Source organism: Methylobacterium sp. Leaf94, from assembly GCF_001426045.1.
Taxonomy (GTDB): Bacteria; Pseudomonadota; Alphaproteobacteria; order Rhizobiales; family Beijerinckiaceae; genus Methylobacterium.
Map to the genome: position 1 here is coordinate 1 of NZ_LMRM01000056.1, position 15,249 is coordinate 15,249.

The following is a 15,249-nucleotide window of genomic DNA, read 5'->3' on the forward strand; positions in this document are numbered from 1 at the left end:
GACCGTTGGTGGGCGGACCGACGCGCTGGGCACATCGGTCGCTACCAACCTTGGTGGCAGTTCGACCTACGATCCGGGCACGGGAGCTGTCTCGGCCCCGAGCTATAACGTCTACGGATCACCGCAGACCAACGTCGGCAGCGCCATCACCGCTCTGCAAACCGGCGCGCCGGTGCAGTACTCCACAGCCGCCGGTACCCCCACGCCGCTGGTTCCGAGCAACAACGTCACCTTGGTCGGTTCCGCCCCCGGACCGGTCGCCCTGCACAACGTCGCTGCCGGCCAAATCACGGCTACCTCGACCGATGCGGTGAATGGCGCTCAGCTCTTCGCAACCAATCAGCAAGTCACGGCGAACTCGAACGCAATCTCCAACGGTACCATCGGCGTCGTCCAGCGCACATCTACCGCAAACACGGTGGCCATCACCGCCCTGGGCGGGACCGGAGCCAATCCCGGTGCCGCACAGGTCGTGACGAACGTCGCGGCCGGCGCGATCAACTCGGCCTCGTTGCAGGCAATCAACGGAAGTCAGTTATTCGGCACAGCCGGGTCGGTCGCCTCGGCGCTCGGCGGCGGCAGCGCGGTTAACCCCGACGGGACCATCTCTGCTCCGACCTACACGGTCACAGGGAACACCTACAACAACGTCGGAAGTGCCGTCGCGGCCCTCGACGGCAGCCTAGCCAACGGCCAAGTCGGACCATTCCGCTCGAACAATACAACGGGGGCGGCTCAGCCCATCTCGTCTGGGGCCAACAGCTCAGCCGGTGGCTTCGGTGCTTCGGCAACGGGGCTCTCCTCGACGGCGCTCGGCAACGGATCGTCGGCGACAGGTCTGAACTCAGTTGCTCTCGGCGTTGGTTCTACGGATGGCGGGTTCGCCAACGTGGTCTCGGTGGGGGCGCCAGGAGCCGAACGTCGCATCACCAACGTGACGGCCGGAGTTGCCACTACCGACGCGGTCAACGTTGGACAGCTGAACGGCCTGTCGTCGCGCAGCGTGCAGTACGACACGACGCCGTCGGGGGAGATCAACCGGCAGTCGCTCACGCTCAATGCTGGTGCGGGTCCAGTGACCATCCACAACGTATCGGCGGGGGTCGCGCCGACAGATGCGGTGAATGTTGGTCAGCTGACCGGCGCGACTGCAAACGCAGTTCAGTACTCGATGCAGCCCGATGGCACACGCTCGAACACACTGGCGCTCGTTGGCGGGGATCCGACGGCACCGGTGCGTGTATCGAACGTCGCTCCGGCGGTCGCTGCGACTGATGCCGTCAACCTCGGCCAGCTCAAGTCGGCGCTCGGCAACATCGGCGCGGCCTATAATAACTTGGCTCAGGTCGGCACCTATCAGTTCCAGAGCGCCAAGCGTGCGGCTTTCGCAGGTACGGCGATCGCACTGGCGGCAGCGGGTCTTCGCTACGACGATCGTCCCGGCAAGGTCTCGCTAGCACTCGGCGCAAGTGGCTATCGCGGCGCAGCCGGCGTCGCGATCGGCCTTGGTGGCACCTCCGAGAACGGCTCAATGCGTTACCACGTTGCGGCGAGCTTCTCGCCGAACGAAGCCAAGTCGTCGGCCGGTGTATTCGGTGGCCTCAGCTTCACGCTTAACGACTACTAAGCCCAGACGTAAAGCACTCTGCAGATACTTGACTGAAAAACCTATCCGCCCGACCGGGCCGGAGGCCGTCATGCCCCAACCCGGTCGGGACCCTTCATCTTCACACAAGTACTCACCGGAGCACGTCATGCGCATACAGCTTCACGCCCGGAGCCGACCCATCATCCTAGCGTCTGTCGTCGCAACGGGCGCTGTCCTGGGGCTTTTGGTCGCCAACACAGTCCACTCGCAGTCAGAAGCCGCGCCTCCCGAGGTGAAGACCGAGCAGCGGGCTAGGCCGCAGAACGGTTCCGCCCCCCGCAAGCCGGCCGGCAAGATCGTTGAGAAACCGTTGGTGAAGCGAACCGACGAAGCGCCTCCTGTCGCAGCACGAGAACCGGCGGCGGTGACGGGGAACCTCGCCACAGCGAGTGCGGCTGAGTTCCTAACCGAGACAGCAAAGCACGCCAAAGCCGCGAAGATCGAGCGCTGTGGACCTCTTATTGAACAAGCTGCGCGCGGCAGCATCACGACAAAATCCAGCGCGTTCTCTCTGTGGTCTGAGAAGCAGCCCGACGCGCATATGTTCCAGTCGATCATCGCTCTCGACTTTGAGAACGCGATTGCGCCCAGGGCGGCGGCTGTCCTCGCCGCCGCGCCGGAGACATCAGGGTGTGAAGCGACGTTGGTGCAGATCCACCCTACCCAACGGTCCTGCACGGATATCCAAGCTGATTTGAACCGTAAGAACGCGACCTCGACACAGCTAGCGGGAATGGCGCTAATGCAGGCTGGTGGCGAGCGACAGCTGCTCATTCCGTCCCCGGGGTCAGGCTGCGTGATCGTCGCCGTCAGTCTGGCGCTGCGTCCATGACCTCGCTTCCGAAATCTATTTTCGGAGTGCTCTGCTTCGGCCTAGTCTGCAGCGGCACTGGAACTAGCGCACAGACCTCGGCGCCCAGCTTAGCCACGGCAGCCGTCGACACTACGCTGTATCGCGAAGGGGAAGTGCGACGCCGAAACGAGCGTTTTGGCGCATGGTCGCTTGATTGTGACGAGATTGTTCGACTGCATCGCCGGTTCTGCAGCTTACGCACACTCGCGCTTAGCGCTGGAGGCACGGCAATTGCCAAGCTAACGGTCTCGACTGACGCTAAGGGTAATCCTGCCGCCTTGATAAGCTTGCCTTTAGGCGTCGACCTGTCCCGGCCTGTAGATATTTCCCCAAGTATGAGTTTAGTCTTAGGAAAGCCATCGGCGGCGGTTGAGTTATCGACAAAAGAAATATTCAGACAAGCTAAATCTTTAAGAACTAAAAATTCTAGTATCACTACAAAAATTTTGCAGGCAAAGGTTAGTATTAGCTTGTGTGATCAAACTGGCTGCCATGCTGTATGGTCGTTGAGTGCTGCTGACATCGCAGCTTTACGGGCGGGAGCTGAAATTAGATTGAGTTACGATTTCAATGCAAATTTCAAAGGCATCTTTGAGCTTCCAATAAGTTATAAATTTAAAAGCGAAATCGGAATTATCTCGAGCGATGGGTTTGGTGATGCTATCCAAGCATCACTAAAATGAAATCAACATGCGATATATGAGTACTACATAATGATTCGCTATAAGTTAGAAATAGCAACGCATATCAATAATTCTATCTAAGTTTTACATTCTATTTTCAATGAATAAGCCCGATGTAATACTGGAGTTATGTGCTTATGCTCATTTTAGTTTCTCTTGTAATCATTGGAGGGGTGGCTGCAAAATTTTACGGGTCGAAATTCTTAGTTTTTATTTCAATATCTATTTTCGCTACGCATCTATCCAGTTGGATAATTTATAGCTGGATAGAATTAGCTTCGATCATTACATTATTTTCGCATCTTTGCGCAGTACAAGGTGGGTACCTTATTGGTGGGTATTATTTTCACGGCAGGAGCGTATGACGGCGAAAGGCGACGACGACCGCCTCGTCCTCCGGTGACAGCACCGTCGACCGCGGAACCTTCGGCCCCGTTCGCTGGTTTCCAACCGAGGTCCGCTGCCGCCACTTGGCGACCGTCTTATGGTTGATCCCATAGCGCTTCGAGAACGCTCTCAGGCCAGCTTGACTATGCTGGATCGCTCGACGGACCGCCCCAGTCGTCGTGGCGCTGCCGTGAAGAACCTTACCCATAGCGCGTCCCTCCACTCGGGCGTGAAGATTGCACCATTAAACTCCGGGATCAAACATCTAGCGGGCTACTTGAAAAGTCTTGAGGAGGAGGAAGACCTCCCGCAAGGCGATGTTCGATGTCTTGAGCTGAAACGACCGACATCCTGTCACGGCCGAAGGCCTCATTCTAGCGGGACATTCGATCGGTCTGGGGATAATTGTTCTACCTAGTCAGACTTTTTAAGCAGCCTACTTTGGGTTTTTAATTGCTGTGCTGGATAAAATATTTTTTAAATCATTAAATTTGTTGTTATAAATACAAAATGATCTCACCCTTCAAGTAACATGAGATGGAGAGTAGAAAAAACGACAGCAAGACCGCTGAAATGCCGAGGTTGCGCTTGTTTCTTGGGGTCACTGATTACACATCCGTATACATAATGCGAAGTGCTTAAAATTTGCAAATCCGGCGAATTAATGGCAGACCTGAAGCTTCAGCGACCTTTATATGGCTGAATGGTTCACGCTGCAGGCGAATTTACCCGAAGCATCCAAAATATAAAATAAAAGTGGATGCTATGTCTTGCAAACGCATTACTAAAGAAAAAATTGCCTCCAATGCGGCTGGCGTAGAGTGGGACGATTGTGGATAGCAACTACAGTAAGATGGGTGTGCCTCCAATAAAACTTGCGAGAATAACCCCGTCCCGAAGCCGGGCTGAGCCATTGCGGTCATCTAGAATTTCGGAAGCGAGGTGGGGTCACGATCGGCGCCGGTCGTGACCCCACCCCAACTTCGCATATCATCGGAGTATCGAAGACTTAGAGAGATTTCTGCTAGCGTCAAACTTCAGTGCATGTAGACACCTGGTGCTCCAGGCATGACAGGTCGATGTCGGCGCGCCGCTTAATTGCGATGTCGGTGGAACTGGCAGTCCGGTCGGTGATGGTTTGGCAGCCGCCCGCGACCTCGTGGGCGGGCGTGCCCACGCCAGCGCGGACTAAGATGGTGATCGGACGGCCGTCGCCGACGGGGCTGAGGACGTGCAGCGCCAGGGGCATGCCGACCTCAAGGACGGTGGGCATAACCTACTCGATCTAGGTCAGGGGATCGACGTCGGACAAGGGGGCTCTCGCTGGCTACGAGGCAGTGTCCCCTTCCGCCCGTCACGCGTTCCACGTCACGCGCGGAGGCGCCTCGACGCCGGCCGGGGCCGCTGCCATGGTGCGCCCAACAGGGGGGATGCATGGGCTGGTTCGGGAAGAAGGCGCCGGGGCCGGCGAAGGCCCCGACGCGGTGGACGCCCGAGCTCTGGAACGACGTCGCTTCCGGCGCCGGGGAACGCTTCGACGCCGCGGTGATCATTCGGGCGATGAAGGAGAGCGGCGAGTGGATCTACAGCCAGCGCCGCATGGACCACAACGTCGAGTACCGCGGGACGCTCGAACGGATGCCGGACCATCCGCTCGCCGACGTGCCCGTCGACCTGCGGTTCGACATCGACGCCCATCCCACCGGCTCGCGCCACGGGGACAGCCAGACCCTGGGCATCGTCTACACCGGGGCGTACGGCGACGTGCGGACCGGCTTCCCGCTCCTGAGCGTCCGCATCTGGGGCGACGCGGCCGGCGCCGCGGCCTTCGAGGCCGCCTTCATGCGGGCCCTGGCGGGCGGACACGACGGGCTGCGCGTGTGGCTCTGGGCGGACCGAATTGCGCCCACGAACCCGGAGAGCCCCTCCGGGTTCGCAGCCATCCAGCCCGTGACGCGGATCAAGTTCGACCAGTCCATCCGCCTCGGAGGGCGCGACGCTAGGTGAGCTGACGAAGGAGCAGGTAGAGGGCCAGCCCGAATGCTGAGAGCCCGGCAAGGCCGGTGACGCCGAACGCGATGATCAGGCGCCCCTGCTTGCGGTTGACCTTCATCGGATCGCCCTGTCCGATCGAGACCGTCAATCCGATGCAGAACGCCATGACGGCGAGAATGAACCTGCACGAGAGCAGGAGGATCGATCTGTTGATCACCTACTTCGTGACGATCTCGATGAGCGTCTTGTAGGTCGAGAGGCTTGTCGTGCCGATGCCGATGAGCAGCGCGCTGCCGGCCCGCACGAACGCCGATCCGAGGCGATCCGGAAACCCAACCGCCCGGGTGTAGATGAACTTCTCGTGCTCCAGGGCGAGCGTCTCGATCTTTCGCTTGAGCTCCATCGTCGCCCGCTCTTCAGCCCGCTCCATGGCGCTCACGGTTTGGCTCCAATCGACTTCGACCATTCCTGAAGCCGCGTCAGGTCGGGAGGAACCCAGAGCTCGGACACCGGCAGGCACACGCCGACGAAGAGGCAGATCGCGGACACGATCGCGTGGAACCCGAACCAGGCGGTCGCCCGGCCGGAGACGTCGGCCGACGCCTTCGTCAGGTCGATGTCGCCATGGGACATCGAGGTCGCATCGAGGAAGGCGACGGCCGCGAAGGCCAAGCCGATGAGGAACAGGGTCGTCGAGTAGCCGAGGTTGGGCTTCCCCACCACATCAATCAGTTGCTTGTAGTAGGTGAGCGAGAAGACCAGCGCCGAGGCATTGGCGAGGACGATCGCCGTCGCAATGCGATGCACGCTCAGAACCAGCCGCTCCCGAAACTTCAGGACCTTGTCGAACCGGAACTTGTCCCGCTCCAACTGGAGACCCTGGCGCTTCAGTTCGAGCTCCTCCTCGGCCCGCTCGTCCGCCCTCGTCGTCTCGCTCACGGTGCACCCTCTCGCATCGAGCGGCACCCTACAGGGTCTGAGGCGGGAACGGCAGGCGGGCGGGCGCTCGGACCGGCGATGTCCACCGCCCCGCGAGCCCGGATTTCAGGGGGCGGGCGAAACGCCTCCGGGAAGCATTCGCGATCCGTTCTACAGGTAACGCCGAACGTGAACTTGGTAACGCCCAAACAAGTGCTGAGGAGCGCACGAGCTCAGCACGAGCTCGTGCGCTGGCGTGCCGAGCTCATGCCGGCGTCAGCACGTATCGGCGCAGGCCTCCGGCCGGCCAGTCGGTGGGGGTGCCCATGCGGTGCCGGCCGCCGTCGATGTTGACGAGGTCCGAGCGCCGGAGGACGCCGGCCGCCGCGAGGGCGACGACGGGGGCCGTCCCGTCGGGATCGCCCACGACCGCCACGTCGACCGCCTCCTCGCCGAGGTCGACGGCCGTCAGCTGCGCCAGGGTGAGCTGGAGCTTGAGCATCCCGCCCCCGTCAGCGAGGGGGGACTTGACGGTGTGGAGGGTGGACGCCCCGGCACTGGATGGCGGCGCCGTTGGTCCCGTAGATGTCGCTCCAGCTGTCCTGGATCCCGGACCGCGTGTCCGGCCGGATGAAGTGGGAGACCTTCGTGCTCGCCTCCAGGATCGGGCGGAGCTTCTTGTCGTAGAAATCCTGCGCGTCCTTGTCGGACCGCTCGTAGACGATGCTGTCCTGCCCCTCGTAGGCGGACTTCTTGATGGTCAGGCAGGCCGTGAGGGTGGTGGAGCCCGAGCGCGGGGGCTTCCGCCAGATGATGTGGCTGACCCCGTCGTCGTCGTAGGCGTCGCAGATGGCCCGCTGCACCGGATCGAGCGTCACCGGCCCGGGACGGCTGCCGTTGGGGATGACGAGGTTGTCCTCGATCCAGTCGGCGGTAGGGATCCGGGGGTTGGGCACCAGGTTGCGGGCCCCGCGCCGGATGCCCCGGCGCAGGTTGGCCCGGCCGGGCTCGGTGAGGTCGTGCGCGGCGGCGATGAAGAGGGGGTCAATCCCCGCGAGCAGCATCCAGGGCCTCCATCGCCCGGTCGAGCTCGGCCTGAGCTGTCCTCAGGGCGTTCTCGGCGTGGTTGCGGCTCTCCCCCAGCCACTTGCGGCGCTGCTCCTCGGGCAAGCCACCCTGCTCGCGGTACATCCGTTCGGGGATGGACATGACCGCGATCCGGATGAGGTTCATGACCCGGGCGAAGACGTCCTGAACGTAGGCCCGGGGCACCAGCTCGCCGGCCTTCTCGGCCGCGCGCATGATCTTGAACTGCGCATCGGCCGCCTTGCCGGGGTCGGTGAGGCCCATCCAGCCCTCTAAGGTCCCGGCGGCCGGCGCCTTAGACCGTTCCTCGTCCCGGGCCTGCGCCTCCTTCCACTCGATGAACCGCCGGACCGAGATCGCGTACCCGACGCCGGCGGATCCGCCTTGCTCGATGGGCAGGCCGCGCTTGTCGATCCACGAGGCGATCGTGTCCCGGTCGTAGCCGGTCAGGTCGGCGAGGTCGGACAGGTTGACGAGGCGCCCGGGCGGCGGCTTGTCCCCCTTCGAGGCCGCTGACGGCGGGGTCGACCCGGCCGGCATCCCGGAGGCGGCGGCGAGGACGGGATCGAGGCGGTTCGGGGAGGCCATTGCGGGATCCGGGTCGGTCCGAGGGGGGCGATTTCCGCATTCCGGGGTGGCGGTCCCCCTGCCGGATCAGGGGGTTGGCGCGAATTCGAATGCGGAATGCGGGGTCGTTCGAAAAATTTTCACAAGTAGCGCGGTTTCGGGGGCGAATGCCTCCCCGCAGGTTTCTCCTGCGTCCAGGGGACCCCATGCCCATGGCTGGCGCCGGCGCGCCCGCCAGCCTCACGGCCTCGCTGGGGCGGCGTCGGCATCGGCGGGGCGCATTCGATGCGGGCGCGGCCGGGCCGCCGGACGGGCGGCTCAGACAGGACCGCGCGCATCATGAGGAGGCGCGCCAAGGGTGGGATGGGATGGCGGGGCATCGGTCCGGGGGATCGAGGGGGGCGTGCCCTGGGGTGCGAGGCGCCCCGTCCCGATCGAGGGGACGGCGGCCATGGACGGGGTCGGGCATGCGCCCCGTCGCTCCACGTGTCGGTCTACATCCTCGCCCCCTGGTTCGAGGGGAGTGTCCGACCGCGAGCGTCACGCCTTCCACGTCACGGCCTACCCGAGCCGGCGCATGTCCCGAGGCGGCCGGTTGGCGCGGTACTCGATGGCATCGGCCAGCTCGCCCTCCATGAGCTCGGGGATGCGGTCCACGGCCTTCCGGACCGCCTCGTCGTAGGGGGCCTGCATGACCGGCGCGTACCGGGCCTGCGTGATGGCCCCGAGGAGGATCTTGGGTCGACCCAGGTTGACGACGATGCTGCGCCCGTTCTTGCCGATGGGCGCCTCGCCTCGGAAGGGCCGCGCGATGTAGCCGGCAACCCTGCTGCCACCGACGTCCAGCTCGCCCTTGTAGACCCCCCAGCGGCCGCTCACCCGGCGCTTGCTGGTGGTGCCCGCTGCCTCCCTGGCGAGGCGCGCCGCGACCCCGCCGGGGAGGTTGCCATAGGCGTTGTAGGAGATCCCCTGGGTGTCGCGCAGGTTTCGCCAGTAGGGCACCAGGATCCTGTCCTTGGCCAGGCCGGCGTCACCCGGCCGGCGGATCTGCGGGCCGCTCCCCATGGCGTACTTCAGGACGATGGACTGGGACGGGAGGACCGACACATCGGCCTGGATGATGTCGCCCTTCTTGGTCAGGGCGCGTTTGTACGCGAAGGCGCGGCGCATCCATGGGGTCGGGTTGTCGAAGGCATCCTCGACCGCCTCGTTGGCCCGGTTCCTCGCCTCCTTGGCCACCTCGCTCGTAGTCCACGCACAGGCCCGCCGGTAGCGGTCGAGGGACGCCTCCGAGAGGAAGGCGCGCTCGTAGGCCGCGACCTGGTCGCAGATGTCGCTGAGGACGTCGAGGGAGAGGCCAGCCATGCGGGGACCGTAGGGCAGGTCCCGTCACGGGGAGAACGTCACGCACACCCTGAAACGCCACACCCCCCGACCCGAGGGATCGAGGGGTGCGCTCATGACGTGGTGCATCGTGAGGAAGGCCGGGTAGCCGACGACCCAGAATATACCTGAGGCGTCGGCCATGGACAAGGACAGCGCCCCAATAACAGGGGGCATCGGAGCGGAAATCGCCATCCCCTAGTCTAGGTTCGATCGCTCCGGGAGGAGGGTAATTCTTGACCCACGACCCACAGGAAGCGTCGACGGCGAGCCCTATACAGGGAGGGCGGAGCAGAGCGTCAACCACCCCCAGAGGTAGTTAGGGAGCGGGGCGGGCCACACGACCCCCAGAGGTAGGAAGGGAGCGGGGCGGGCCACACGACCCCCAGAGGTAGGTAGGGAGCGGGGCGGGCCACACGACCCCCAGAGGTAGGTAGGGAGCCCCGGGTCCAAGAGGACCACGGGGGGCCCGGGGGCCCATATGTGGAACCAACTACCCGATTATCGTTGCAGGGGAACGGGTTACGGCGCCGAGCACACCCGCGATGATCTCGTCCATTTTTGCTTCCATCCACGCCCCTTGGGAGGCCGGTACGATGAAGCTGTCGTGGACGGGCAGGCAGGGCACGGATGCCCGCTCGCAGGCCTTCAGGACGTCCACCGCCATGGCGCTATCCACGGCCATGCAACGGATCCCGCGGTCGGCTCCGATGTCCTTGGCGATGGCGGCGTTCCGCGCCACGACGGCCTTGAGCAGGCCTCGGGTGTAGTCCCAACCGTGACCCCAGCTGTCCTTGTCCATGAGGGCCGCGGCCGCCGAGTTCATCGTCCGGGCGTTCAGGGCCACGTTCAAGGCGAGCTTCCCCTCGGACCTCGGGAACACGCCGGTCTCGTAGGGATCGTGGCGCAGGACGTGGCCCCGGGCGGCGTAGAGGATCCTCGGGTGGAGGGTGGCGAAGTCCGGCTCGACGCAGACCTCGCCGTTGATCAGGAGGTCCTTGCGGGAACCCTTGGGGAGGCTCTGCCACCAGCCGTACAGGCGTCCGTGGCGGTCCCAGCGACCCCGGCCGAAAACCCTGTAGACCTCCGGGCTCGGGGTCGGCAACACGCAAGCCCAGGTCCCCCGCTTGTCGTTTCGGGCGCGGACGATCCGCGTTGCGTGCTCCCACCCGTCTCCCGTCGGCATCGTGACGCTGACCTGCCCGAGGAAGGCGTTGATGCGGTCGAGCTCGGCCTCCAGGCGCCGCGTCTGGCGGGTCGGGTCGTAGCCGACGACGTCGCCGGTCTCGTTCTTGAGGATGAGGCGCGACCGCTTGGTCTCGTACTCGAAGGGGGCGTCTTGGTACGCGTGGATCAGGGCGGGCGTGGCCCGGAGCCGGCTCTGCCTACCGGTGGTGAGGTGGTCGCCGGGAGCGGCCCGGACCTCCTCGATGAGGCCGAGGTCGACGAGCTCAGCCACGGCGGCGAGCACGCGGTCGTAGGTGTAGGGGAGGCCCTGGTACCGCGACTGACCGGCGTAGAACGCCTTGCGCCGCGAGTAGCTGACCCAGCGATCCTCGCCGGGCGCCATGTCGGCCGCGATACAGGCAGCCGCGAGGACGCTGCGCCGGGCGATGTCCTGCTTGCGGTCGGGGATGTCGGGGATGCCGGCGGACGCGAGGATGTTCTCGGGCACGCGCCAGTGGAAGTCGAGGGCGCGATCGCGCGCAGCTGTAACGTCGAGCATTTCCCGGGTCTCTCGACGCGTCAGGCACCACACCGCCGCGTCGGAGATGATCATCCCCTCGCCATTAGCCTTGGTCCAGAGGCAGATACCTGGACGCGGAGGCCGCTAGACTTTCATGAACTGGCGTGAATGCTTGGGCGACAGGGTGTGCGTCTACACCCACCGAGAGCACCGTATTTCGCCTCACCCAGCGCTCAGATCGAGATCGTCGGATGAATCCTCCGATGAGGACCCTGGATCGCCAGACGGGCTTCTAATGAGGTCAAAAATAAATCTGGTGGAGCGCTGCCGGAGCCATCGCCAGCCGGCGTCCGCGCGATCGTCACGATCGCGAGGGGAACGATCCTGCGTGGCGTCCCTACCCGAATCGGGGTCGCGGCCGGAACCTGGTCTCCTCAGATCTGAGGAGACCCCCTGTGCGCGCCGTCCCCCTGTCCTCGACCGCCGTCGCCTCGCCCCCGCCGCCGCCCTGCTGCGAGCACGACCGCTCGGGCGGGGTGCGGGCCTATGTGACCCTGCATGCCCTTCGCCGGTTCGGGGACCGCATCTGCGGCCTGGAGGACCAGCTCGCGGGCTTCGACGACCTCGACGCGGTCGACGCCATGCAGGCGGCCGGCATCGAGGTCGGCCGGATCCGCGACTGGCTGGCCTTCTACGGCGGCGTCGGGGCCCGCCATGGCGCCGATGCGGTCTGCCGGGACGGGGTCGGCATCGTGCTCCAGGGCGATCGCGTCGTCACCGTCCTCTCGCGCCGGGGGATCCGCCGGTGAGCCGCAGGACCCCTGACGAGACCCGAGCCGACGTCGTCCGCCTTCGAGCCGAGGGCCTGACGCAGGTCGCCATCGCCGCGCAGGTCGGGATCGGGCAGCCGCTGGTCTCCGTCATCCTCGCCGATGCCGGGCGCCCCGGGCATCTCCCGTCCCCCGAGCGCGATCGCCGGGCCGAGCGGATCCTGAGGCTCCGGGCCGAGGGCCTGACCCAGGCGGAGACCGGCGCCCGCGTCGGGTTGGGTCAGGCGCAGGTCGGCCGCATCCTCCGCGGGGTGGACGCGGCGAGCCGGGCGGTCATCGAGCAGCACGCCCACGTGCGCGCGACCCGTGCCAGGGCCAGCCACCACGACGTCCTCGATGCCTGGGCGGACGGCCTCGGGCAGTACGACATCGCCCTGCTGACGGGGCGGTCCGAGGGGGCGGTCCGGCAGATCGTGTTCCGGGCGCGGCTACGGGGCGACCCCCGCGCGGTGATGAAGGACAGCCACGCCCGGGCTGTCGCGCTGCAGGCGGCGTGAGGGGGACGGCAAGGTTCCAGGGCACGGCCTCGGCACCTCTGCGCACGAGCTCGTGCCGAGCTCGTGCGCTTCTCAGCACTTGTTTGGGCGTTACCAAGTTCACGTTCGGCGTTACCTGTAGAGCGCAACCGGAATACTTCAGGAGGGCGTGCTGCCCGCCCCCTGAAATCGGGCTCGAACGGTCGATCCCGTGACGTGGAACGCGTGACGGGGTGCCCAGCACCCTGAGGCATCCCGGCCGCGCGTGGCGGCCTCCGAGGCCTCCCCCGTGCATCGCTCCACAGCCGACATCCACACCAGCTTCTCGACCCAGGGCGTTCAGGCCGTCGCCGACGCGGTCGCCTCGATCGCCGAGCGGCCCATGGAGCCGACCTGCTCCGACCCGGCGGACTGCGGCTCCGAGTGGACCGCGGGCATGGACCTCGGCGCCACCGGCATCGCGGTGATGTGCACCCGCTGCGGGCGCACCGGTCACCTCGATCCCGAGACCGCGGCCGAGTTCCGTGTCGCCGCCGCCGAGGCCACCGCCCGTGGCTAAGGTTCAGCTCCCCGCCGCCTACGCCTGGCTCGCCCGCGAGACCGGGCCCCGCGTCCTCGTCGAGGCGCTCGACCTGTTCGGAACCCGCGAGACCCCCGGCGCCGCATCCAACCCGGCGATCCTCGGCTGGGCGAAGGAGGTCGGCGTCGCCGGCGCCTACGTCAACGACGGCATCGCCTGGTGCGGGTTGATGACCGCCGTGGTCGTGAAGCGCGCCGGCTTCGAGCCGGTCAAGGCGCCCCTCTGGGCCCGGAACTGGGCCGCGTTCGGCACCAAGGCCGCCGTGCCCTCGCTCGGCGACGTCCTCGTGTTCGAGCGCCCGGGCGGCGGCGGCCACGTCGGCATCTACGTCGGCGAGAACGCAAGCGCCTTCTACGTCCTCGGCGGCAACCAGGGCGACGCCGTCAGCATCGCCCCGATCGCCAAGGGCCGCCTCCTCGCCGCCCGCCGGTGCCCTTGGAAGCTCGCCCAGCCCGCCGGCGTCCGCCCCATCCGCCTCGCGGTGAGCGGCGCCCTCTCCACGAACGAGGCCTGAGCCGTGACCCAGGTCCTCGGCCTTCTCGGATCCGGGCTCGGCCCCGCCGGCATCGTCGCCGCCCTCGTGGCCGCGACGGTCGCCGCGTGGCTGTACCTCGGCCGGGCCGGGGCCATCGCGGTCGCGGCGCTCGGCTTGGTGCTCGTCGCGTATCTGACGGGCGCCCATCAGGCCACGACCGCCGCCAGGCTCGGGACCGCCTACGCGGACACCGCCCGGGCCATGGCGTCCCTTGCCGAGGAGCGCCGCCAGGTCCTCGCCGCCGCCTCGATCGCCGCGGCCGACGCCCGTCGGGCCATGGCCGCCGAGGACGAGGCCGCGGCGTCAGCCATCCGCCTCCGCGAGCTCGAATCGGCGCTGTCCGAAATCTCGGACACGCCCTGCGCCACGGCCGACGACGCCCGCCGCCTGAGGGGCCTGTGATGCGCGCCGCCGTCCTCGTCCTCGCCCTGACCCTTGGGGCCTGCCAGCCCCGGGAGGCCCTCGACCCCGCAGCCCGGCCGGCCCTTCCGCCGGTGCCCGCCGACCTCGCCGCCTGCTTCGCCAAGACCTTCCCCGAGATCCCGGACGCCGCCTTCGGGCGCGCGGCCGCGGTCCGGATCATCGCAAACGCCAAGCTGCTCGACAGGGCGAAATCCGCCTGCGGGACGCGGGCCCTCGCCTGGATCTCAGACGTCCACGCCGAGTTCGGAGGACACTGACCTTGGACGCCATCCTCACCGCCGCCGTCGGCGACGCCAAGCCCATCGCCGTCATCGCCGCGGTCCTGGCCCTCATCGCCCTCGGGTGGCCGTGGATCCGGAAGGCGCTCAAGGACATCTCCAACGAGGACGCCATCCGGATCGCCGGCGATGCCCTCCGCAAAGAGCTCGGGGACCTGCTCGACAAGGAGCAGGCCCGGGTGGCGACGCTGACCGGCGCGCTGGAGGAGGCCTCGACCCAGGTCCGCGCCCTCCGGGGAGAGAACGGCGGGCTTCAGGCCGAGATGAACGCGCTGCGCCGCGAGGTCCGGGCCATGGTCCGCATGTGCCTCTCGATGCGCCGGGCCATGCAGCGCGCCGTCGCGACCGGCGACTGCGCCCCCCTGCAGCTCTGGCTCGACCTCAACCCCGAAGAGGGCGCCGAGCCCGAGAGGCCGGCGGCGTGATCCCGTCGGCCGCCCTCGTCGCCCTGGCCTGCTACGCGGCCGAGCCCGCTCCCCTCGTCGGGGACGCGGTGCACCGGGCCCTGCTCGGCGCGCCGGTTGCCGCTGCGCCTACCCGGGCGGACGTGGCGGCCGCGCTCGCCGCCGTCGCCCCGATGCGGAGACGTCGCCATGGCCGCTGAGCACGCCGCCGCCACCGCCGCCGTCATCGAGGCCGCCAACCGCCTGGTGAGCTGGCGCAGGTGGTGGCTCGAACTCCCGCCGGACCGGGACCTGCCCGAGGATCTCGCGGCCGCGCTGGAGCGGGCCCTGTCCGCCCTGGAGCGGATCGAGACCGCCAGGGCCTCGGCATGACGCCCGCCGACCAGTCCTACCTCCTGACGATCGCCGGCCTGCTGCGCGCCGGGATCCTCGCCGACCCGGTCCCCGGCTACGACCGGCCCACCTGGCGCCGGTTCGCGAGCCGCGTCCATGCGAGCTGACCGGCCCCGCAGGTCC

General features: G+C 66.5%; 23 protein-coding genes and 1 pseudogene. 14 read left to right on the forward strand and 10 right to left on the reverse strand.

The genetic code is table 11. The annotated features are described in order from the left end of the window. The 3 genes from ASG63_RS24705 to ASG63_RS25625 form a co-directional block, all read left to right on the forward strand. Positions 1 to 1,627: YadA-like family protein (locus tag ASG63_RS24705; RefSeq protein ID WP_200957569.1), on the forward strand; the 1,627-nt coding region annotated here is incomplete at its 5' end. A gap of 253 nt (positions 1,628 to 1,880) precedes the next feature. Then, positions 1,881 to 2,480, forward strand: a complete 600-nt coding sequence (locus ASG63_RS25620; RefSeq protein WP_156394272.1) for a hypothetical protein — start codon at positions 1,881 to 1,883, stop codon at positions 2,478 to 2,480. Next, a complete protein-coding gene (locus ASG63_RS25625; protein ID WP_156394273.1) occupies positions 2,477 to 3,184 on the forward strand; it encodes an invasion associated locus B family protein in 708 nt (235 codons plus the stop codon). Before ASG63_RS25620 ends, ASG63_RS25625 begins: the two co-directional genes overlap by 4 nt. Positions 3,185 to 3,533: 349 nt before the next feature. Here ASG63_RS25625 and ASG63_RS24710 read toward each other — a convergent pair. Beyond that, positions 3,534 to 3,779: pseudogene (locus ASG63_RS24710) on the reverse strand (IS481 family transposase); the annotation flags it as partial. Between the two features lie 822 nt (positions 3,780 to 4,601). Further along, positions 4,602 to 4,844, reverse strand: a complete 243-nt coding sequence (locus ASG63_RS19815; RefSeq protein ID WP_056220589.1) for a hypothetical protein — start codon at positions 4,842 to 4,844, stop codon at positions 4,602 to 4,604. Between the two features lie 161 nt (positions 4,845 to 5,005). Here ASG63_RS19815 and ASG63_RS19820 point away from each other — a divergent pair, with 161 nt between their 5' ends. Next, the gene (locus ASG63_RS19820; protein WP_056220592.1) at positions 5,006 to 5,578 is read left to right on the forward strand and encodes a hypothetical protein; all 573 of its coding nucleotides are present in this window, start codon (positions 5,006 to 5,008) and stop codon (positions 5,576 to 5,578) included. Here the strand turns inward: ASG63_RS19820 and ASG63_RS19825 are convergent. From ASG63_RS19825 to ASG63_RS19865, 8 genes are all read right to left on the reverse strand, one after another. Beyond that, positions 5,571 to 5,783, reverse strand: coding sequence for a hypothetical protein (locus tag ASG63_RS19825; RefSeq protein WP_056220596.1), 213 nt, complete (start codon positions 5,781 to 5,783; stop codon positions 5,571 to 5,573). The two genes, ASG63_RS19820 and ASG63_RS19825, sit on opposite strands and share 8 nt — an antisense overlap. After that, positions 5,784 to 6,005 (reverse strand): hypothetical protein, encoded by a 222-nt coding sequence (locus ASG63_RS19830; protein WP_156394274.1) that lies wholly within the window; start codon positions 6,003 to 6,005, stop codon positions 5,784 to 5,786. Continuing rightward, a complete protein-coding gene (locus ASG63_RS19835; RefSeq protein WP_056220602.1) occupies positions 6,002 to 6,505 on the reverse strand; it encodes a hypothetical protein in 504 nt (167 codons plus the stop codon). The genes ASG63_RS19830 and ASG63_RS19835 overlap by 4 nt, the downstream gene beginning before the upstream one ends. A gap of 244 nt (positions 6,506 to 6,749) precedes the next feature. After that, positions 6,750 to 6,986: a hypothetical protein gene (locus ASG63_RS19840; RefSeq protein ID WP_056220607.1), complete on the reverse strand. Its 237-nt coding sequence runs from the start codon at positions 6,984 to 6,986 to the stop codon at positions 6,750 to 6,752. A 10-nt stretch (positions 6,987 to 6,996) separates the two neighbouring features. Further along, the gene (locus tag ASG63_RS19845; RefSeq protein ID WP_056220609.1) at positions 6,997 to 7,548 is read right to left on the reverse strand and encodes a phage terminase large subunit family protein; all 552 of its coding nucleotides are present in this window, start codon (positions 7,546 to 7,548) and stop codon (positions 6,997 to 6,999) included. Next, entirely contained in the window at positions 7,529 to 8,158 is a 630-nt protein-coding gene (locus ASG63_RS19850; RefSeq protein WP_056220613.1) for a hypothetical protein, read from the reverse strand. Before ASG63_RS19850 ends, ASG63_RS19845 begins: the two co-directional genes overlap by 20 nt. 540 nt (positions 8,159 to 8,698) lie before the next feature. Continuing rightward, positions 8,699 to 9,502 (reverse strand): hypothetical protein, encoded by an 804-nt coding sequence (locus ASG63_RS19855; protein WP_056220616.1) that lies wholly within the window; start codon positions 9,500 to 9,502, stop codon positions 8,699 to 8,701. A 511-nt stretch (positions 9,503 to 10,013) separates the two neighbouring features. After that, the gene (locus ASG63_RS19865; RefSeq protein WP_056220622.1) at positions 10,014 to 11,246 is read right to left on the reverse strand and encodes a hypothetical protein; all 1,233 of its coding nucleotides are present in this window, start codon (positions 11,244 to 11,246) and stop codon (positions 10,014 to 10,016) included. 416 nt (positions 11,247 to 11,662) lie between these two features. Here ASG63_RS19865 and ASG63_RS19870 point away from each other — a divergent pair, with 416 nt between their 5' ends. The 10 genes from ASG63_RS19870 to ASG63_RS26890 all read left to right on the forward strand — a co-directional run bounded on the left by ASG63_RS19870 (position 11,663) and on the right by ASG63_RS26890 (position 15,233). Beyond that, positions 11,663 to 12,016: a hypothetical protein gene (locus ASG63_RS19870; protein ID WP_056220625.1), complete on the forward strand. Its 354-nt coding sequence runs from the start codon at positions 11,663 to 11,665 to the stop codon at positions 12,014 to 12,016. Continuing rightward, positions 12,013 to 12,534: a helix-turn-helix domain-containing protein gene (locus ASG63_RS19875; protein ID WP_056220630.1), complete on the forward strand. Its 522-nt coding sequence runs from the start codon at positions 12,013 to 12,015 to the stop codon at positions 12,532 to 12,534. The genes ASG63_RS19870 and ASG63_RS19875 overlap by 4 nt, the downstream gene beginning before the upstream one ends. Before the next feature lie 268 nt (positions 12,535 to 12,802). Then, positions 12,803 to 13,072: a hypothetical protein gene (locus ASG63_RS19880; RefSeq protein WP_156394276.1), complete on the forward strand. Its 270-nt coding sequence runs from the start codon at positions 12,803 to 12,805 to the stop codon at positions 13,070 to 13,072. Continuing rightward, complete coding sequence (locus tag ASG63_RS19885) at positions 13,065 to 13,607, forward strand: TIGR02594 family protein (RefSeq protein ID WP_056220636.1); 543 nt, start codon at positions 13,065 to 13,067, stop codon at positions 13,605 to 13,607. Before ASG63_RS19880 ends, ASG63_RS19885 begins: the two co-directional genes overlap by 8 nt. Positions 13,608 to 13,610: 3 nt before the next feature. Beyond that, positions 13,611 to 14,030 (forward strand): hypothetical protein, encoded by a 420-nt coding sequence (locus ASG63_RS19890; protein ID WP_056220640.1) that lies wholly within the window; start codon positions 13,611 to 13,613, stop codon positions 14,028 to 14,030. Further along, complete coding sequence (locus ASG63_RS19895) at positions 14,030 to 14,308, forward strand: hypothetical protein (protein WP_056220644.1); 279 nt, start codon at positions 14,030 to 14,032, stop codon at positions 14,306 to 14,308. The genes ASG63_RS19890 and ASG63_RS19895 overlap by 1 nt, the downstream gene beginning before the upstream one ends. 2 nt (positions 14,309 to 14,310) lie before the next feature. Next, positions 14,311 to 14,754 carry a hypothetical protein gene (locus tag ASG63_RS19900; RefSeq protein ID WP_056220647.1) on the forward strand — a complete coding sequence of 148 codons (444 nt, stop codon included), beginning with the start codon at positions 14,311 to 14,313 and terminating at the stop codon, positions 14,752 to 14,754. Further along, a complete protein-coding gene (locus ASG63_RS19905; protein ID WP_056220651.1) occupies positions 14,751 to 14,933 on the forward strand; it encodes a hypothetical protein in 183 nt (60 codons plus the stop codon). Before ASG63_RS19900 ends, ASG63_RS19905 begins: the two co-directional genes overlap by 4 nt. Next, the gene (locus tag ASG63_RS19910) at positions 14,923 to 15,105 is read left to right on the forward strand and encodes a hypothetical protein (protein WP_056220654.1); all 183 of its coding nucleotides are present in this window, start codon (positions 14,923 to 14,925) and stop codon (positions 15,103 to 15,105) included. Before ASG63_RS19905 ends, ASG63_RS19910 begins: the two co-directional genes overlap by 11 nt. Next, positions 15,102 to 15,233 (forward strand): hypothetical protein, encoded by a 132-nt coding sequence (locus ASG63_RS26890; RefSeq protein WP_274534748.1) that lies wholly within the window; start codon positions 15,102 to 15,104, stop codon positions 15,231 to 15,233. Before ASG63_RS19910 ends, ASG63_RS26890 begins: the two co-directional genes overlap by 4 nt. The last annotated feature ends 16 nt before the right edge of the window (positions 15,234 to 15,249 follow it).